General features: G+C 70.4%; 17 protein-coding genes and 1 pseudogene. 6 read left to right on the forward strand and 12 right to left on the reverse strand.

From position 1 onward, the window contains the following. Window positions 1-286, reverse strand: a pseudogene (locus ABZ297_RS18425) (hypothetical protein); the annotation flags it as partial. Window positions 287-418: 132 nt separating this feature from the next. Here ABZ297_RS18425 and ABZ297_RS18430 point away from each other — a divergent pair. From ABZ297_RS18430 to ABZ297_RS18445, 4 genes are all read left to right on the forward strand, one after another. Next, window positions 419-1,468: a hypothetical protein gene (locus ABZ297_RS18430; RefSeq protein WP_355347037.1), complete on the forward strand. Its 1,050-nt coding sequence runs from the start codon at window positions 419-421 to the stop codon at window positions 1,466-1,468. Between the two features lie 369 nt (window positions 1,469-1,837). Next, window positions 1,838-2,134: a hypothetical protein gene (locus tag ABZ297_RS18435; RefSeq protein WP_355347040.1), complete on the forward strand. Its 297-nt coding sequence runs from the start codon at window positions 1,838-1,840 to the stop codon at window positions 2,132-2,134. Beyond that, window positions 2,134-3,411 (forward strand): DUF6745 domain-containing protein, encoded by a 1,278-nt coding sequence (locus tag ABZ297_RS18440; protein WP_355347042.1) that lies wholly within the window; start codon window positions 2,134-2,136, stop codon window positions 3,409-3,411. The genes ABZ297_RS18435 and ABZ297_RS18440 overlap by 1 nt, the downstream gene beginning before the upstream one ends. A gap of 30 nt (window positions 3,412-3,441) precedes the next feature. Next, window positions 3,442-3,579: a hypothetical protein gene (locus tag ABZ297_RS18445; RefSeq protein WP_355347045.1), complete on the forward strand. Its 138-nt coding sequence runs from the start codon at window positions 3,442-3,444 to the stop codon at window positions 3,577-3,579. 42 nt (window positions 3,580-3,621) lie between these two features. Here the strand turns inward: ABZ297_RS18445 and ABZ297_RS18450 are convergent, their stop codons facing one another. The 8 genes from ABZ297_RS18450 to efeU all read right to left on the reverse strand — a co-directional run bounded on the left by ABZ297_RS18450 (window position 3,622) and on the right by efeU (window position 12,028). Beyond that, complete coding sequence (locus ABZ297_RS18450) at window positions 3,622-4,461, reverse strand: STM4011 family radical SAM protein (RefSeq protein WP_355347048.1); 840 nt, start codon at window positions 4,459-4,461, stop codon at window positions 3,622-3,624. Between the two features lie 81 nt (window positions 4,462-4,542). Continuing rightward, entirely contained in the window at window positions 4,543-5,817 is a 1,275-nt protein-coding gene (locus ABZ297_RS18455) for an STM4012 family radical SAM protein (protein ID WP_355347051.1), read from the reverse strand. After that, window positions 5,804-6,589: an STM4013/SEN3800 family hydrolase gene (locus tag ABZ297_RS18460; protein WP_355347199.1), complete on the reverse strand. Its 786-nt coding sequence runs from the start codon at window positions 6,587-6,589 to the stop codon at window positions 5,804-5,806. The genes ABZ297_RS18455 and ABZ297_RS18460 overlap by 14 nt, the downstream gene beginning before the upstream one ends. Further along, a complete protein-coding gene (locus ABZ297_RS18465; RefSeq protein WP_355347054.1) occupies window positions 6,586-7,740 on the reverse strand; it encodes an STM4014 family protein in 1,155 nt (384 codons plus the stop codon). The genes ABZ297_RS18460 and ABZ297_RS18465 overlap by 4 nt, the downstream gene beginning before the upstream one ends. Then, the gene (locus tag ABZ297_RS18470) at window positions 7,737-8,696 is read right to left on the reverse strand and encodes an STM4015 family protein (protein ID WP_355347057.1); all 960 of its coding nucleotides are present in this window, start codon (window positions 8,694-8,696) and stop codon (window positions 7,737-7,739) included. Before ABZ297_RS18470 ends, ABZ297_RS18465 begins: the two co-directional genes overlap by 4 nt. Before the next feature lie 64 nt (window positions 8,697-8,760). Next, window positions 8,761-10,032 carry an iron uptake transporter deferrochelatase/peroxidase subunit gene (efeB, locus tag ABZ297_RS18475; protein ID WP_355347060.1) on the reverse strand — a complete coding sequence of 424 codons (1,272 nt, stop codon included), beginning with the start codon at window positions 10,030-10,032 and terminating at the stop codon, window positions 8,761-8,763. Then, entirely contained in the window at window positions 10,029-11,171 is a 1,143-nt protein-coding gene (gene efeO, locus ABZ297_RS18480; protein WP_355347063.1) for an iron uptake system protein EfeO, read from the reverse strand. The genes efeB and efeO overlap by 4 nt, the downstream gene beginning before the upstream one ends. A gap of 11 nt (window positions 11,172-11,182) precedes the next feature. After that, window positions 11,183-12,028, reverse strand: a complete 846-nt coding sequence (gene efeU / locus ABZ297_RS18485) for an iron uptake transporter permease EfeU (protein ID WP_355347066.1) — start codon at window positions 12,026-12,028, stop codon at window positions 11,183-11,185. A gap of 209 nt (window positions 12,029-12,237) precedes the next feature. On the opposite strand from efeU, the gene ABZ297_RS18490 reads away from it, so the two are divergent. Further along, window positions 12,238-12,990, forward strand: a complete 753-nt coding sequence (locus tag ABZ297_RS18490; protein ID WP_355347069.1) for a metallophosphoesterase — start codon at window positions 12,238-12,240, stop codon at window positions 12,988-12,990. A gap of 140 nt (window positions 12,991-13,130) precedes the next feature. After that, entirely contained in the window at window positions 13,131-15,428 is a 2,298-nt protein-coding gene (locus ABZ297_RS18495) for a glycosyl hydrolase family 28 protein (RefSeq protein ID WP_355347072.1), read from the forward strand. A gap of 54 nt (window positions 15,429-15,482) precedes the next feature. Here ABZ297_RS18495 and ABZ297_RS18500 read toward each other — a convergent pair whose 3' ends face one another. From ABZ297_RS18500 to ABZ297_RS18510, 3 genes are read right to left on the reverse strand one after another with little or no spacing between them, the layout of a single operon-like run. Further along, complete coding sequence (locus tag ABZ297_RS18500) at window positions 15,483-16,733, reverse strand: S8/S53 family peptidase (RefSeq protein WP_355347075.1); 1,251 nt, start codon at window positions 16,731-16,733, stop codon at window positions 15,483-15,485. After that, window positions 16,730-17,185: a hypothetical protein gene (locus ABZ297_RS18505; protein WP_355347078.1), complete on the reverse strand. Its 456-nt coding sequence runs from the start codon at window positions 17,183-17,185 to the stop codon at window positions 16,730-16,732. Before ABZ297_RS18505 ends, ABZ297_RS18500 begins: the two co-directional genes overlap by 4 nt. Then, complete coding sequence (locus tag ABZ297_RS18510) at window positions 17,178-17,768, reverse strand: sigma-70 family RNA polymerase sigma factor (protein ID WP_355347081.1); 591 nt, start codon at window positions 17,766-17,768, stop codon at window positions 17,178-17,180. The genes ABZ297_RS18505 and ABZ297_RS18510 overlap by 8 nt, the downstream gene beginning before the upstream one ends. Window positions 17,769-17,786 lie beyond the last annotated feature (18 nt).

The following is a 17,786-nucleotide window of genomic DNA, read 5'->3' on the forward strand; positions in this document are numbered from 1 at the left end:
AGGGCCGCACCCGCTCGTCCTGCCGCTCGGCCAGCGCCACCCGGTTCTGCAACGCCGCCAGGCGCTCGTAGGCGGCCACCAGGCCCTCCTCCCGCGCCCGCCACCGGACCTGACCGCCTTTAGGCCGTACGATCCGCCCAAGTACCGCCCCCGCCAGGTCCTTCTGCGTGGAACCTGTCAGCCGCCGCGCGCCCTTGGGGCCCGCAGGCGGCAGGGTGACTCCGCCGGGGAGCGCAGGTCGTGCACGTTGATGGAGCTCTGCCCGCCCGCCGCTCGACTTGGTCATTTCGCAGTGGTTTACAGACGGCTCACAAAACCCGTTGATCATCATGAGTCGGACAGGTAGCGTCTACTCTCAGTGGCGAGAATTTGTTCGAATTATCGCCATGTGCTCCCGAGCGTATCTGGAGATGATGAGATGAAGCGAACACTAGTTGTATTAGCCGTCGGGCTGCTGGCCTCCGGTCTCGTGGCCGCGCCTGCCGAGGCATCCAGCGTGAAGAGCGGTTTTCTGGTCTCTTCTCAACCGGCCGCTGTCGAGGTCGCGACGTTCTGGCTCGGCGATGGCGGCGCCAACCTGAAGAACGCGACTCCGTACAACGTCCAGACCGCCGTCGACATAGTCATTCCCGGCGGCGGCGTCTCCTCCGATGCCAAGCCCGGCACTATCCCGCCTTCGCCCCCGTCCACCTCTGGTGTGGCGAACGACAAGACGCCCACCACCTCGGGCAAGGTGTTCTTCGTCGGCGCCGACGGCCAGCCACACTGGTGCACGGGCACCGCCGTGCAGTCGCAATACCGCAACCTCGTCGCCACGGCTGGGCATTGCGTATACGACACCCAGCGCTCCGCCGCCACCCTCGACAAGTGGGTCTTCGTTCCCGGCTACTCCGACGGCGTGACTCCATTGGGTCTCTACGTCGGAAAGCTGGTCTCCACCCACTACGACTTCACCATTTACGACGACTACGACCGCGACTACGCCTTCGTCAACGTCTACAGCGGCGTCGTCTCCTCTACCTCAGGTGAATTGACCAACTTCGGAAGGCTGGCCGACAACGTCGGCGGACAGGGCCTGACCTGGAACCAGCCGCTGCACTCCTCGGTCGACGTCTTCGGCTACCCGGCCGGCCCTCATCCCGACGGCGAGCGGCCCTACACGGGTGAGACCATCGAATCCTCCAGCGGTCGCACAACCGCCGCCAAGGTCCCCAGATTGAAGGCCGAGGAATTCACCGCCGTCGAGTCCCCGTTCACGGGTGAAGGCTCCCTCGGCTCCTCCTGGTTGTTGCGCTATGACAACAGCAGCCGCATGGGCTACCTCAACGGCATCACCATCAGCGTCGCCGACACCGATGGCAACCTGCGTTACGACACGAGCCTGTCTCCGTACTTCGACGGCGAACTGGGGCAGGTCTACACTGCCGCCACCGCGCAGTGGACCGGCTCGCTCATCCTGCCCGCGTAACCGGGCTCGGCGTTCGCCCCTCAGGAGGGACGTCACAGTTCCCGTGAACCGGTAGATCCGCCACCGGGCCCCACAGACCTGTGGGGCCCGGTGGGCGAGCACGGGGGCCCTTGCACGCCGACAACCTCGGGTTCTTCGTCGCGGCGCTCGTTCGCTCCCGCCGACTCGCCAAATGAGACGGCGTTTCAGGGACGGCGCGTTGCGCTCCAGCGCCACCTCCCCTGGCCGTTGGTGTGGTCCTCCACGATGCTCGGCCATCGATCCAGCCGTCGGCTCCCAGCGGCCGGCGCGGGGGACGTTCGGTGGGCCGGAACTGTCGGTGGTGGTCGATAGCTTTCGATCACCCCCCGACGCGATGGAGGTTGGTCGATGTACCGACAGGGCGACGTCCTGATCATGCCGGTGCCCGAGGAGACGGCGCCGCGCACGTTACGTCCGGAGCCGCGCGACGCACGCGGCAGGCTGGTGCTGGCCTACGGCGAGGCCACCGGGCACTGCCACGCGATCCCCGGGCCCGGCACGCTGTCCGGCGGCTACCTGCACCTGCCCGAGGGCGGCAGGGTCGTCCACGAGGAGCACGATCCGATCTCCCTGCCGAAGGGCTGGTACCGGGTGGTCCGGCAGCGCGAGTACGTGCCGGGGTCGTACCGGGTGGTGGCCGACTGATGGAGACCTTGTCTTGGGAGCGGGTCGCCTTCGCCACCGGGCCGGGAGGCGACGCCGAGGCGGGCGTGCGGCAGGCGTACCGCGAGGCCGGGCTGCCGGAGCCGGAGCGGATCATCACGCTCGGCTCGCCGGCGGCGGGAGCGATCGCGGCGGCCTGGCTGACGGGCGACGCCGCCCTGCGCGAAAGCCTGAAACAGACCGTCCTCCGCTCGCGTCCCGAGCTTGTGACACTCGCGGGGCCTGCGACACCTCCGGCCGTTGGATCTTCCGCTGACTCTGGTACGTCTGCCGGCCTTGAAAGCTCGGCCCGAGCCGGGGCATCGGTCGGCGCCGGCCCGTCCGGTGGAACGGAGCAGGTGGCCGGGCCCGCTGAGGGGGAGGCGTTCGGCTGGGAGGGGTTGCTGCGTGAGTTGGAGGTGCTGTCCGGGCGGGAGGGGTTCGACCCGGGGCGGTCCGTGCGCGACCCGGGGCGGTCCGTGCGCGACCCGGGGCGGTCCGTGCGCGATGCGGTCCGGACCGTGCCGTGGGAGCGAGCCCGGACGGCGGCCCACGGCGAGCTGGGCCCAGCCGGGTGGGCGGCGCTGTGGGCGGAGACCGGGGGGCGGCTCTGGCCGCAGGTGAACCGGATCGTCGCCGACCTTCGCCGTTCGGTCGCCGACCTCGGTGAGGGCCTGCGGCACGTCACCCTCGACGCGGTGCTCGGCCAGCATGAGGCGCCCTGGCTGTCGGCGTTCGACGGCCTCGACGGGCTCAAGCGGGCGGCCGAGACGTCCGGGTGGTGGTGGCCGTTCGAGCGGCTGGCGATCATCACCGAACGTCCGGTCGAGCTGCACCTTGACGACCTGGGGCGGCTGCACCGGGCCGACGGTCCCGCGATGGCCTTCTCCGACGGGTTCGCGCTGAACGCCTGGCACGGCATGCCCGTCCCCGCCGGGTTCGGGGCCACGATGAGCGAGCTCACCCCCGAACGGATCCGCAACGAGGAGAACGCGGAGCTGCGCCGCGTCATGCTGGAGCACTTCGGCCTCGAACGCTACCTGGCCGAGTCGGGCGCGCGGCCGCAGCACTCCGACGAGACCGGCGTCCTGTGGCGGATCGAGCTGCTCGACGACGAGCCGGTGGCCATGGTCGAGGTCGTCAACTCCACACCGGAGCCCGACGGCACCCGCCGCACCTACTTCCTGCGAGTGCCGCCATGGGTCCAGCGCGCCCGCGAAGGCGTCGCCTGGACCTTCGGCCTCTCCGAACAGGACTACATCCCCCAGCACGAGACCTGACCCGCAACCACCCAGGGCCCGCTGCACGGCATGGCCTTCCTGGTCGTCGTCACCACTCTGCCGGCCAGGACCGCCACCTCGGCGAGTGCCCGCTGGTTCGCCGTCGTCCCGGGAATCGGCGGGCTTCTGGCCGTGTGGCGCGACCAGACAAGCCGGCCAGCCGGGTGACACTGTCGAGTGCTCCACAAACGCGCGCGGCTACGAACGAATTCAGGGCGTGGGGCGCCAGGTGGTCGGGACGCGTTCCAGGATGCCGCCCGCGAACACGTCGTACAGGCCCGTCGGTTCCAGGTGGACGTAGCCGATGTGGCAGTCGCAGGCCGCCGCCGGGCACCCTCGCGGGCGGAGCGCCGCACGGTACGACCCGTCGTAGAGGTTGCCCAGCACCTGCGGGACGAAGTGGCAGCGGCGGACGGTCCCGTCGCCGTCGACCGAGATCACGCTGTCGCCGGTACGGCACGGCAGCCCCGCGCTGGCATGGGGGAAGCGGCTGTGGTGGAAGAGCGGGTCGATGGCCGACCACTCGGCCGCCTCGGCGTCGGTGTAGAGGCGGCCCTCTTCGGCGTTCACCCACAGGTACGTCTGGGCGGGCAGGTCGGCCCTGAGCCGCCTGGCGGGTTCGAGGTGGGCCGGGTCGCCCACGATGCCGACGCTGTGCCGCACCGGCAGCGACCGGACCTTGCTCACGAACCGCTCGTACGGCACCTGGGTCGGGTGGTAGGTGACCCAGAGCGCAGCCCGGTCCGAGGCGTCGGCGAGCCAGTTGGTGCGGCAGCTGAGGTTCGTCTGGATGGCCACCTTCCGGACGTTCGGCAGCCACGACAGCTCCACCAGCGTCCTTCGGTACCAGGACCGCACCAGCCCCTCACCCCACGGCGTGAACAGCACCGACACGTCGAACTCCTGCGCCGCCACCCAGGACGCGAACCGCTCCAGCGCGGCCCTGTCGGCTCGCAACTGCTCGGGCGTGTCGCGCCGCTTGGCGAACGGGCAGTAGGTGCAGTCGTAGTCGCAGCTCGCGAGCGGCCCCCGGTAGAGGATGGTCAGCACGCCGCGTCCCTCTCCCTGAGCGGCCCTACCTCGGAGGTGAGCACGCCGCGTTCCTCTCCCTGAGCGGCCCTGCCTCGGAGGTCAGCATGCCGCGTACTCGTCCATGAGCTGCCTGACCTCGGGGGAGAACAGCGCGGGGCCGATCGCGTCGGAGTGGGCGAGCCCCTCGGCGGTCAGCCTGATCACGGACGGTTCCACGACGAGCCGGCCGTCGAAGCGCTCCAGCGGGAAGTCGTCGAGCACGTCGCCGCCGAACCGCGCCCGGTAGAGGTCGCGCGACAGCCCGTCGGCCTGTAGCAGCGACTGGATGAGGTGCCGCCGCCGCTGCTCGCCCGGTGAGAGGGTGAAGCCGACGTTGGCCACGTCGAAGTCGGTGCGCCGCAGGTAGTCGTCGATGATCGACCGGACGTGCCGCACGCCCACCGCGTACTCGAAGGAGTAGTGCAGCGTGCTCGTGTACGACCGCGCGCCGCAGCCCAGCCCCACCATGCCGTCGCTCTGGCAGCAGTACTCGGTGGACGTGCCGGAACCGGGTAGCCGGAACATCCGCATCGACACCTGTTCGTACCCCGCCGCGAGGAGGTGGTCGCGGCCCGCCCGGTACAGCTCCAGGCGCTGGTCGTCCCAGGCCCGCCCCTGGTTGCCGAGCCCGGTCAGCGGCCGGACGTAGAGCGGGTAGAGGTACAACTCCTCGGGCTTCCAGCTGAGCGCGGTGTCGAGCGAGTACTGCCATGTATCGGGCGTCTGCCCGTCGATGCCGTAGATCAGGTCGATGTTGAGCGTCGCGACGCCGGACGCGCGGATCGCGTCGAGCGCGGCGTCGACCTCCGCGCGCTTCTGCGGCCGGACGGCCGCGCGGGCCTCCGCGTCGACGAAGCTCTGCACGCCGATCGAGATCCGGGACGTCCCGCGCTCCGCCAGCACGGCGAGCCGGTCGGGCGTGGCCGTGGCGGGGGAGGTCTCGACCGACAGCGGGATGCGCGTCAGGTCGACGTCCATGGCCCGCTCGGTGAGGTCGAACAGGCGGGACAGCTCGTGGGCGCTGAGATAGGTGGGCGTGCCCCCGCCGAACGCGGCCGTGCTGAAGGCGGTGGAGGCGGCCGCTTCCAGTGCGTCGCGGACGGCCCCGGCCTGCCGTTCGAGGGCGTCGAGGTAGGCGGCGACCAGGCCCTCGGGTGCGCCGGTGCGGGTGAACAGGTTGCAGAACCCGCAGCGCATCTCGCAGAACGGGATGTGCACGTACAGCGCGCCCGCGCGCTCCCCCGCCCAGACGTCCTTCAGCAGGGGACGCGGGTCGAGCGGCCGGTAGGCGGTCTTGTGCGGGTAAGCGTAGACATATCCCTCATACGGCCGCATGACGCTCCAGGATGAACTCGGTGTAGGGGACCGTCCAGACGACCTCGTGGCCGATCCGGTGGCCGACGTGCCCGTCCTCGCCGTACGCGGTTCCGTGGTCGGAGCAGACGATCACCAGGCAGGGACGGCGCATGACGGCGTAGAGCCGGCCGATGTGCCGGTCGACGTACTCCAGCGCGGCGGCCTGGCTCTGCTTCGAATCGGTGACGGCGCCGGGCAGGTAGAAGTGGTTCGGCTGGTGCAGCGCCGACACGTTGACGAACAGGAACAGCGGCCGCCCCGGCTGTCGGGGCAGGGCGGCGGCGCGGTCGATCTGGTGCTCCAGCGACGCGGGGTTCGTCACGCCGAACTCCGGAGCCCAGTGGCTCTCCGCGAACAGGCCCGGCAGCGCCGACCCGAGCGGGGTCAGCTTGTTGAAGAAGCCGACGCCTCCGATGCAGACCGTGTCGTAGGCCGCCCGCGCGAGGCCGGTGGGCAGGTCGGGCGCGTCGAACACCCAGGTGCCGCCGGACGTCGTCTCGCTGCCGGGGAACGTCGCCGCGAACAGCCTCGGATGGGGCCCGGGCGTCACCGGGGTGGGGAGGAATCCGGCGAACATCGCGGCGTGCGAGGCGTAGGTGAAGCTGCCGGGGCTGTGCCGCCGCTCCCAGCGCGCGCCGGCTGGCAGCAGATTGGGCAGCCGCCCTGCGTCGGCCGACTCGGCCGCCACGTCGTAGCGCAGCGTGTCGAGGGTGACGAGAAGGATGTCGTGGCTGCCCACGACCTCGTTCATGTCCACGACGCCCTCCTCGCGCTGTCGGGACGGTTCGCGCCGCCGCTGGCGGCTTTGGGGTGGTTCGTGCCGCCGTCGCCGCCCTTCGCCGCGCTGAGAAGGGCTCTGACCTGCTCTGTATAGGTGTCGCGGTGATTGCCCGACAGGTCGCCCAGGCCCGGCAGCAGGTCGCCGAACGCGTTGACCTCGGCCACCGCCAGGGAGCGCCAGTCGCCGCCGACCATGAGATCGACGCCCGTGCTCAGGCTGCCGGGGAAGCACGCCGCCGCCCGCGAGCAGACGTCCAGCACCCGCTCCCACAGGGCCGGACGGGAGCGCACCGCCTCCAGGTCGCCCCTCCTGCCGCCGAGGTGCAGGTTCGTCATCGGGGTGCGGCTGGCGCGGACCACCGCGTGGGTCGGCACCCCGGCCACGGTCACCACCCGCAGGTCGAACACCTCCGCGCCGATCGACGCCTTGGGGAACCAGCGTTCGACGTGCAGCCCGTCGGGGGCGAGCACGTCCACGAGCCGCCGCACGTCCGCCTCGCCCTCGTAGGAGCGGACGCGCAGCGAGTTGCTCAGCACGTCGCCCACCCACGCCGCAGAGGTGACGGCCTTGACGCGGCCCGCGTGGGTCTGGAAGGCGATCACCCCGGACGCCGACGAGCCGTGGGCGGGCTTCACGAACACCCTGGCCCAGCCCCGTTCCGCCATCTTCTCCCGCAGGTCGTCGTACGAGGCGGCCTCGAACGCGGGTGGCACCGGGACCCCGGCGCGTTCCAGCACGGCGTGGCAGCGGCGCTTGTCGAACAGGACGGCGATCTCGTCGACGTCGCCCAGCAGCGTGACGCCGGGGATCGAGGCGATCGTGCGCAGCCCGCGCGTGAACGCCGCGTACCAGGCGGCGCCCCCGCCGACCCGCGTCGGATCGCCCGGCCCGCGCAACAGCGCGTCGGCCCCGGCGTCCTCGCCCGGCGAGTCGATCCGCACCAGCGCCCCCTCGGGCACCAGCCCGGACGCTCTCGCGCCGCCCGGGTGGCCCTGTTGCGCCAGGACGTCGCGCCACGGGATCAGGTGGGGTTCCGGGAGGCCGTGGGACAGGACGGCGTCGCGGAACATGGTGAAACGACGGTCGCCGGGAGTTCCGACGACGGCGAAGCGGATCGTCACTCGCTCACCGCGACGTAACGCCAGTCGTCCTCACTGCTGGAACGCTCCTGCCCCGACAGGTCGACCTCGACGCCCGGCAGGGCTGTGGAGAGGCGTTTCATGATCGCGTCGGAGAGGTAGTGGTGGTGCAGGTCGAGCTTGCGCAGGTGGGTCAGCGGCTGCCCGCTCAACAGCGCCTCGGCCCCCGTGTCGGTGAGCGTGCCCATCGACAGTGCCAGCGTCTCCAGCCGCGCCACGACGGGCGCGAAGGCCACGGCGGCGGCGATGTCGTCCTGGATCTCGCTGTCCTGCAGGCCCAGGTGGCGCAGCGCCGGCAGCCGCTCGCCTGTCAGGATGCCGTCGAGGTCGGCGGCCGTCGAGTCGCCGCCGTAGGAGTCGACGCCGAGCCACAGCTCCAGGTGCTCCAGCGCGGGCAGGTCGCAGCCGGCGACGGCCCGCACCACCTCGCCGGGGAGGCCGCCCGACTCGATGCGGAGCATCCGCAGCGACTCGTGCCGCACGCTCTTCAGCGCCAGGCCGGTGCCGCCGCGCACCTCCAGGCGTTCGAGCCGGGGGAACGCTTCCAGCAGCGGGGTGATGTCGGACTGCTGGATCCACGAGATCTCGGCCTGGTCGCTGCTGATCGCGCCGAAGAAGAGCGAGCGCAGTGCCGGGAGCTTCGCGGCGCTCTTCGCCAGCCGCTCGACGATGGCTTCAGAGCTGGTCGAGTAGCAGTCTTCCCATTCGCCGACGACGATCGCGGTGACGCGCGCGGTGTCGACCTGCTCGAAGAACAGGTCGAAGGTCTCGGTCATGGCTTCGGGATCGTCGCCGCCGTACTCGTTCGCGCACAGCCGCCACGCGACCGCGCCGGGGTCGGACGGCTTCTCCTCGGAATACAGATGGGCAACCGGCAGGCCGGCGTAGGTCTCGTCGTACCGGTGTTGGTAGCCGAAGTACCGGTCGTATTCGATCATGGAAGGACGTCCTCGGTCGGGGGGTTGGCGCGTCCTGTCCTACCAGACCTGGCCGACAGTTTCGTCAGGCGAAGAGCGTGCGCCCCCAGTAGTCGCCGGCGTCGCGCACGCCGGGCGGGCAGGCGAACAGGCCGCTGGAGACGTGCTTGATGTACTCGTTCAGCGAGTCGTTCCTGGCCAGCCGCATCTGCACCGTGACGAACTGCTTGCGCGGGTCGCGCTGGTAGGCGATGAAGAACAGGCCCGCGTCCAGCCGGCCGAGGCCGTCGGAGCCGTCGACGTAGTTGTAGCCGCGGCGCAGCAGGTGGGCGTTGCCGTTGCTGCTCGGGTGGGCCAGCTTGACGTGGGCGTCGTCCTTGATGAGGGGCCGGCCGTCGGCGCCCTTGGCGGCGAAGTTCAGCGGGTCGAACTCGGCCTTCGCGCCCAGCGGGGCGCCTTCGCCCTTGCCTCGGCCGAAGATCTGCTCCTGCTCGGCGAGCGGCGCCCGGTCCCAGGTCTCGATCGACATGCGGATCTTCCTAGTCACCATGTAGCTGCCGCCCGCCATCCAGTCCGCGCCGTCCTGGGCGGCCGCCCAGAGCTGGTCGCGCAGCAGGTCGGCGTCCTCGAGCTTGAGGTTGTTCGTGCCGTCCTTGAAGCCCATCAGGTTGCGCGGCGTCGCCTGCGCGCGGGACGTGGACGAGGTGCGTCCGAACCCGAGCTGGGACCAGCGGACCGAGACCTTGCCGAAGCCGATCCTGGCCAGGTTGCGGATGGCGTGCACGGCGACCTGCGGGTCGTGCGCGCACGCCTGCACGCAGATGTCGCCACCGGAAATTTCCGGTATGAGCTGCTCTCCCGGAAATTTCGGCAGATCGGCGAGGGCGGCGGGGCGCTTGGACGCCAGCCCGAACCGGTCGTCGAACAGCGACGGCCCGAACCCGAGCGTCAGCGTCAGCCCGGAGGCGGGCAGCCCGAGCGCCTCGCCCGTGTCGTCAGGGGCGGCCTCGGGGGCGCCGCCGACCGCGCCGAACGTCCCCGCGTCCTTGCCCTGGGTCAGCCTGGCCGCCGCGGCGGTCCACTCCTGCAGCAGGTCGACCAGCTCGTCGCGGCTCTTCGTGATCACGTCGAAGGCGACGAAGTGCAGCCGGTCCTGGGCGGGCGTGACGATGCCCGCCTGGTGCTCGCCGTAGAAGACCACCGGGTCGGACGTGGACGACGCGTGCGCGGCCGGCGGCTCGTCGAGCAGCGAGCGGGTGGCCACCGCGCCCGCTCCGACCACCGCCGCCCCCGCCGCGCCCAGGCCGAACAGCGTCCTGCGGCTCATGCGCTCGCCCATGACTCTCCCCTCGGTCACTTCGCGACGATCGGCGCGATCTTGCTGATCGGCTCGGCCAGTGCGTTGATCGCGTCGGACAGCGACTTCAGCTCGGCCTTGGACAGCTCGTTGTGCAGCTTCCAGCCGTCGCCCTTCCGGTGCGCGCCCAGCGCGGCCTCGGCGGCGGCGAACTGCTCGTCCAGCGTCTTGACCAGGTCGGGCGAGCGCTCCTCCAGCACCGGGCGGAGCGCCTGCACGGCGGCCTTGGACCCCTGCAGGTTGGCGTCGAAGTCCCACAGGTCGGTGTGCGACCAGATGTCCTCCTCACCGGTGATCTTCCCGGACGCCACCTCGTCGAGCAGCCCCTTGGCGCCGTTGGCCAGGTTCAGTGGGGTCAGCTCGGCGGCGTTGGACTTGGCCACGATGGTCTTGACGTCGGCGACGAGCTTGTCGGCGACGGGGCCGTCCTTGCTCACGTCCTTGGTGATCCAGAGATCCTTCTCGATCTTGTGGAAGCCGGTCCACTTCTCGCCGGCGGCCAGGTCCGCCTCGCGGGCGTCGATGGCCGGGTCGAGCTCGCCGAAGATCTCCGCGACCGGCTCGATCCGCTCCCAGTACGTCCGCGCGACCGGGTAGAGCTCCTTGCCCTTGGCGAGGTCGCCCGCCTTGACCGCGTCGGCGAACTCCTGGGTCTTGACCAAGAGCGTGTCGCTCTGGGATTTGATGTACCGCTTGTAGCTGGCGATGGCGTCTGCCAGTTTGACGTCCTGCGAGAGCGGCTTGTGGTCGCCCGTCACCTTCAGCGGGTTGCGGATGCCCTTGCCCACCATGCCGGGCTTGCACACCGCCTCGTACGTGCCCGCGGGCAGCTCCGCGACCAGCTCCCGGGTCAGCCCCGGCACGATGTTCTCCAGCTCGGCCATCACCCGGTCACCCGGCGCGTACACGTAGAACTCGGTGACCTTGGTGCCGCCGTTGGTGATGGTGAACGTGCTGGTGCCCGCCGTCACCTCGGTGGCGGCCACCTTGCAGTCGGTGTCGGACGCGGCCACGGTGATCTTCCCGGGCTTGCCGGGGCCGGCGCTCGCCTCGGTCGTCGTCCCCGAGCCGCAGGCGGTCAGCCCGGCCAGGGTGAGCGCGCCGAGGGACAGGCCCAGAACACGGGCGGTGGTAGGCATGATGCTCCTGTTCAGGCCGCGGAGGCGGTGGACGCGGGCGCGGGGGTGGACTTCGTCCGCTGCGGGCGCAGGAAGAAGAAGAGGGTAGGCACCAGGTAGACCACCCAGGCGACGACCTCCAGGACGCTCGGCTGCGGCGTGATGTTGAGCATGCCGGAGAGCAGCGTGCCGTACCAGGAGTCGGCGGGGACGGCCGCGCTGATGTCGAACGCGTACGTGGTCAGCCCCGGCAGCAGGTTGGCCTCCTGGAGGTCGTGCACGCCGTACTTGAAGATCCCGGCGGCGACCAGGATCAGCAGAAGGCCGGTCCAGGTGAAGAACTTGGTGAGGTTGATCTTCAGAGCGCTGCGGTAGATGCCCCAGCCGATCAGCGCCGAGGTCACCAGGCCCAGGCTGATGCCGATCAGCGGCGCGGCGCTGGCGGTGGCGCCCTGGACGGAGGCGAAGAACAGCAGCGCCGTCTCCAGGCCCTCGCGGGCCACGGCCAGGAAGGCCATCACGACGACGGCCAGGGAGCCCATCTCGAGGGCGTCGGAGAGCTTGCCCCTGAGCTCGCCGGAGAGCGCGCGGGCGGCGCGGCGCATCCAGAAGATCATCCAGGTGACGAACACCACGGCGAGCAGCGACGTGATCGCGTCGAAGAGCTCCTGGCCGGTGTGGCCGAGGTTGGCGGCCGTGAAGGTCAGCAGCGCGCCGAAGCCCACGGACAGGGCGACGGCGCCGGTGACGCCGACCCACACCTGGGGGAGCTTGTCCCTGCGGTCGCTCTTGACGAGGAAGGCGACGAGGACGGAGACGACGAGTGTCGCCTCCAGACCTTCGCGCAGGCCGATGAGGTAGCTGGCGAACACCGTCACTCCCGCATGACAATAGGAAAGGCTTACCTAAATTAGGGCAGGTGGAGCCTACCTAATGCAAGCCTCGGCGCAGGACAGGGGTCCCCCCTTTGGCGTCACCGCAGGTAGGGGCCGGAAAGTGGTTCGGCGATCCGTGGGGGGAGTGGATCTCGGGGGAGGGCCGGTGGGGCGCCTAGGGTGACCCCGGAAGTTCGGGAAAGGACCCCTTGATGATCGTGATCGCCCAGCTCAGCGACACCCACCTCGACGGCGGCCGGCGCAGCACCGCACGCGCGCGGGCCGTCACGCGCTACCTCGACGACCTGCCCTACGACTTCGACGCGGTGCTCGTCACCGGCGACATCGCCGACCACGGCCTGGCCGCCGAGTACGCGGACGCGCGCAAGCTGCTCGACCTCCGCCACCCGGTGCTCGTCCTGCCCGGCAACCACGACGTGCGCGCGGAGTTCCGCCGGGGGCTGCTGGACCAGCCCGCCTCCGACGGGCCGATCAACAGGGTGCATCGCACGCCCGAGGCGGTCTTCGCGCTCTGCGACTCCACGATCCCCGGCGAGGACGCCGGTCTCCTCGCCGAGGAGACGCTCGACTGGCTCGCGGGCGTGCTCGGCGACACTCCGTCCGACACGCCGGTGTTCGTCGCCTTCCACCACCAGCCCATCGTGCTGAACCACCCGTACCTGGACGCGATCGGCCTGCGCAACCCGGAGCCGCTCGCGGACCTCGTCAGCGCGTACCCGAACGTGGCGGCGGTGCTCTGCGGGCACGCGCACGCGGCCGCCGCGTCCACCTTCGCCGGCCGTCCGCTGCTGGTCGCCCCGGGGGTGGTGTCGGAGCTCAGGCTGCCGTGGGAGCAGGGGGCGGAGATCGCCGACTACGACTGCCCGCCGTCCGTCGCCTTCCACATGCTGGGCGACGACGGGCGGCTGGTGACGCGGTACCGCGTGGTGTCCGTCCGCGATTGACCCGAGGTCTTCTCTCGCCCGCAAGGGCGGACGGGAGAAAATATCGGTTGTAATGCCAAGTGTATGCTTGTTACATCCGATCTTTCGCTCTAACTTGAAGCGGCGGGGGCTTTGTTGCGACTCTCAGTCAGGAGAGATCCATGAGCGAGACCGCCTTACGGAGAGCAGCCGCCTGGGTCGCTGCTCTCACCGCCGTCGGCCTGAGCGCCCTGGCGATCGCCGTCCCGGCCACCCCGGCCGTGGCCGCGGCGGTCTTCAACGTCAGGGACTACGGGGCGACGGGGAACGGCTCAACCAACGACACGTCCGCGATCAACGCGGCCATCACCGCCGCCAACAGCGCCGGCGGCGGGACCGTCCAGTTCCCGTCAGGGACCTACCGGTCGGCCAACTCCATCCACATGAAGAGCAACGTCACGATCCAGCTCGACGCCGGCTCGACCATCATGGGCTCGCCGAACGACACCTACGACGCGCCCGAGTCCAACCCGAACGACAACTACCAGGACTACGGGCACAGCCACTTCCACAACGCGATGATCTGGGGCGACCGCCTGACCAACATCGCCTTCGTGGGGTCGGGCACGATCGACGGCGGCGGCAACCTCATCACCGGCAACCCGAACTCGGGCGAGGCCGACAAGATCATCTCGCTCACCCGCTGTGACGGGCTCACGGTGAACGGCGTCAAGCTGCGGCGCGGCGGCCACTTCGCCATGCTGACCAACGCCTGCGACAACATCACCTCCGACGGGCTGCGCATCGACACCGCCAGCGACCGCGACGGCTGGAACGTGATCAGCGCCAGGAACGTGACCATCAAGAACGCCGACATCGCGGGCAACGACGACGCCCTGGTGTTCAAGAGCGACTGGGCGCTCGGGCAGACCTACCCCAACGGCAACGTCACCGTGACCGACAGCCACCTGTCGGCGGGTTGCTGCAACGCCCTCATGTTCGGCTCGGAGACCTGCGGCGACTTCACCGGCTACCACTTCGAGCGCATCAACATCACCGGCGCGAACAAGTCGGGCCTCGGCATGGTGTCGATGGACGGAACGGTGATCTCCGACGTCCACTACAAGGACATCACCATGAGCAACGTGCGCAGCGCGATCATGGAGAAGATCGGCACCCGACGACGGTGCGGAAACAGCCCAGGGGTCGGCCGCATCGAGAACATCACCTACGAGAACGTCACCTCGACCGGGCAGAGCAGCGCCAACTTCACCGCGACCCTGTGGGGCGAGTCCAACACCGCCAACCGGATCCGCAACGTCACCTTCAACAACGTCGACCTGACGGTTCCCGGCGGCAACGCCTGCATGGGCACCGGCGTGCCGAGCAACAACGCGACGGACTACAACCCGAACAGCATCGGCACCCGCCCGGCGTACGGGTGGTACCTCCACAACGCGCACGACATCTCGTTCGTGGACAGTTCGGTGCAGTTCGTGAGCAACGACTGCCGCCCGGCCGTGATAGCCGACACGGGCAGCACGGTCACCTTCGACCGCTTCACCGCAGAACGCGGCAGCAGCAGCCCCTTCGACATGGGATTCCAGTCGATCAGCGGCTACTGCGTGTCCAACAGTCAGAACAGCACGGGCGGCGCGCTGCGCACCAGCGCCACCGGCTCCACGCAGAGCTGCACCCCCGGCGGCACCGACTTCCTGGAGGCCGAGAGCGCGACGATCTCGCAGGGCGTGGTCGAGTCCAACCACAGCGGGTTCAGCGGCACCGGCTTCGTCAACGGCGACAACGTCACCGGCAGCTACGTCCAGTGGACGGCCAACGCCGCCCAGGCGGGCAACGCCGCGCTGAACTTCCGCTACGCGAACGGCACCACGTCCAACAGGCCGATGGACATCACGGTCAACGGAGTCCCGGTCGCCGGAGGGCTCACCTTCGCGCCGACCGCCAACTGGGACACCTGGGCGAGCGCCGTCGTCAACGCCCCGCTGAACGCGGGCGCCAACACGATCAGGGCCACCTCGACGACCGCGAACGGCGGCCCCAACCTCGACTACCTGGACGTGACCGCGCAGGGCCCGGCGCCCGTCGACTACCAGGCCGAGAACGCGACGATCTCGCAGGGGGTGGTCGAGTCCAACCACACCGGCTTCACCGGCACCGGTTTCGTCAACTACGACAACCTGGCCGGCGGCTACGTCGAGTTCACCGTGACCGCCGCGCAGGCCGGCGAGGTGCCGCTGACGCTGCGCTACGCGAACGGCACCTCGGCGAACAGGCCGATGGACATCACGGTCAACGGGGTCCTGGTGGCCGACGAGCGGGCCTTCGACGCCACGGCCAACTGGGACACCTGGGCGACGTCCACGCTCACCGTCCCGCTGACCGCGGGCGCCAACACGATCCGCACGACGGCCACCACGGCCAACGGCGGCCCCAACCTGGACAAGATCTCGATCGGCTAGCCGCGTTCACCCGGCGCCTGCCGCACCAGCACGGGTGCGGCAGGCCCGTCGCCGTTACCGGTAGCCGTCCCTCTCGGGGGCGTAGGGGCGAACGCCGGCGACCGCAGGCACGTCGCGGGCCAGGTACGGGTCGCCCGACAGGAGCGCCTCCGCCGCCTCCTGGATGGTCACGCCCCGCTCCAGCGCGACCGCCGCGATGCCGCCCGCGACGTACGCCGCCGCCGCCGACGTGCCCTCCCACCTGGTGACGCCGTCGAAGCCGACAGGGTCGCCGGGACGCAGGACGCCCGTCTCGTCGCGGCGCAGCAGCCTGGCGTGCTCCAGGAAGAGGCCGTCGTGGCGGCCGGGGGCCATCAGGTCGACCCACGGCCCCGACTGCGAGTACGCCGCCCGCTCACCCGCCTCGTCGAGCGCGCCCACGGCGATCACGCCCGGCAGCGCGGCGGGGAAGATCGTGCTCTCCCTGGTGGGGCTCGGGTACGACGCCGCCTGCGTGAGGTTGCCCCAGTTGCCCGCGCTCGCCACGTGCAGGCAGCCGAGCCGTGCCTCGGCCCGCTCCAGCACGAACGGCGGCTGGTCGTCCCAGGTCGCGCCGCCCAGCGAGGTGAGCAGGATGTCCACGTCGTGGCTGAACTCGGCCATCGTCCTGGCCAGGGTCCAGGAGTCGACCTGGTTGGAGCCGTCGAGCGCCTGCCTGACCACCAGCTCCACGCCCGGCGCGCGCTGGAGCACGATGCCGCTCAGGTAGACGGCGTGGCCGAGGGTCGCAGGAGGCGGGTCGGCGGGCTGCTCGAAGGCGGCGGAGTCGGTCAGGTACCGCTTGTCGAGCTGCGGGTGGCGGTAGAGCGCGCAGTCGAGAATGCCGACCCGCACGCGGCGGCCCCTGGTGGACGCGCGGGCCGGGATCTCCACCCGCTCGCCCGGCGCGAGCCGCTCAGGGTCGCCCGCGCCGCCGCCCGTGTACGGGGTGCCCTCGGCGTACATGCGGACCTTCGCCATCGTGGGGGTCCAGCCGTGATGCTCCTCCCTGAACTCCTCGCGGAGCTGGAACAGCACCCTGTCGAGGACGCTCGGCTCCCCGGTCAGCCGGGTCTGCAGGTCGGCCCTGAGGGGGAACTGGCCGAGGTCGACGAGCTGGAGCCGGGTCAGCCCGAGCACCGGGTCGGTGTCGTGGCCGGCGGTGACGCTCTTCAGCCTGTCGAGCACGAGCTGGTCGTGCTGCGCGTCGACGACGATCTCGTCGAGGCGGTAGGTGCCGGTGCTCGTGCGGTGGATCGGCATGAACTGCTCCTCTTCGTTGGTCAAAGCGTGATCCAGCTCGTCGAGACGCTGGTCCCGTCGGCTGTGCGGCAGTGCAGGTAGAACGGGTGGCCGGGGATCGGACGGATGGAGAACCCGCCGATCTCGTCCGCGTGGACGGTGGTGTCCTGGCTCGACAGGACACGCACCTGGATGTCCACCTCCTGGCCGGGCACCACCTGGCCGACCAGGGCGTCATCGGTGACTTCCAGCTCGATCGTCAGCGCCGGGCAGACGAAGGTGAGCGCCCGCAGCGAGGCCGACTCGGCGCGGGTGAGCGCCGCCAGGCCGTCGACCTCGGAGTCATAGGCGAGCCGGGCCAGCTCGTCGTCGAGGTCGCGGGCGAGGAACGCGGCCTGCGCCGCGTGGACGACCTCCGGCGGCACCATCTCCTCGGCTCTCAGTGCCGCCGCCAGCTCGGCCAGCAGTTCCTCGTCGCTCCAACGTCCTTCAGGCATTGCCCTCGCCCTCCTCGTCAAGGCCCAGGTAAGCGGTCAGATAGGGGCTTCGGCGAAGCTTGGCCAGGCAACGGGCCCGGTTCGGGCCGATGCCGCCGACCGGCATGCTCAGTTGCCGGCTGACCTCCGCGTACGAAGGCCGAGGGTCGCCCATCAGCGTCGTCAGCAGATCTCGGCACAACGGCGGCAGCTGGGCGAAGGCGGCGCGCATCGCCGCCTGGAACTCCGCGCGCTCCAGCTCCCGCTCGATCACCTCCGAGCCGTCGCCCGCCAGGTCGCCGCCCAGCGGCGACTCCGAGAGCTCCCGTTTACGCGCCGAGCGGAGCACCCGGAAGCACTCCCGCTGGGTCGTCACGGCGATCCAGCCCGGCAGCGCCGACGGGGTGCGCAGCACCGCGAGCTGCTCGACGAGCCGCAGGCAGACCGTCTGCACCACGTCGTCGGCGTCGGGCCGGCCCACCCGGTACCGGTTGCAGATCGACCACATCAAGGGCAGATACCGATCGAGCAACTCGTTCCACGCCGCCTCGTCGCCCTTGCCGGCCCGTGTGACCAGGGCGATGACCGTCGGGTCTTCTCGCATCCAATGCCTCCTGCCGCC

This window comes from Nonomuraea sp. NPDC005983, from assembly GCF_040614375.1.
GTDB lineage: Bacteria > Actinomycetota > Actinomycetes > Streptosporangiales > Streptosporangiaceae > Nonomuraea.

Bases quoted from the DNA above. Each gene is read 5' to 3' on its own strand.
- ABZ297_RS18495 (WP_355347072.1), top strand. From the start codon at position 13,131: ATGAGCGAGACCGCCTTACGGAGAGCAGCCGCCTGGGTCGCTGCTCTC.
- efeO (WP_355347063.1), bottom strand. From the start codon at position 11,171: ATGCCTACCACCGCCCGTGTTCTGGGCCTGTCCCTCGGCGCGCTCACC.
- ABZ297_RS18445 (WP_355347045.1), top strand. From the start codon at position 3,442: ATGGCCTTCCTGGTCGTCGTCACCACTCTGCCGGCCAGGACCGCCACC.
- ABZ297_RS18505 (WP_355347078.1), bottom strand. From the start codon at position 17,185: ATGCCTGAAGGACGTTGGAGCGACGAGGAACTGCTGGCCGAGCTGGCG.
- ABZ297_RS18510 (WP_355347081.1), bottom strand. From the start codon at position 17,768: ATGCGAGAAGACCCGACGGTCATCGCCCTGGTCACACGGGCCGGCAAG.
- ABZ297_RS18490 (WP_355347069.1), top strand. From the start codon at position 12,238: ATGATCGTGATCGCCCAGCTCAGCGACACCCACCTCGACGGCGGCCGG.
- ABZ297_RS18460 (WP_355347199.1), bottom strand. From the start codon at position 6,589: ATGAACGAGGTCGTGGGCAGCCACGACATCCTTCTCGTCACCCTCGAC.
- ABZ297_RS18440 (WP_355347042.1), top strand. From the start codon at position 2,134: ATGGAGACCTTGTCTTGGGAGCGGGTCGCCTTCGCCACCGGGCCGGGA.
- ABZ297_RS18470 (WP_355347057.1), bottom strand. From the start codon at position 8,696: ATGATCGAATACGACCGGTACTTCGGCTACCAACACCGGTACGACGAG.
- ABZ297_RS18430 (WP_355347037.1), top strand. From the start codon at position 419: ATGAAGCGAACACTAGTTGTATTAGCCGTCGGGCTGCTGGCCTCCGGT.
- ABZ297_RS18455 (WP_355347051.1), bottom strand. From the start codon at position 5,817: ATGCGGCCGTATGAGGGATATGTCTACGCTTACCCGCACAAGACCGCC.
- ABZ297_RS18435 (WP_355347040.1), top strand. From the start codon at position 1,838: ATGTACCGACAGGGCGACGTCCTGATCATGCCGGTGCCCGAGGAGACG.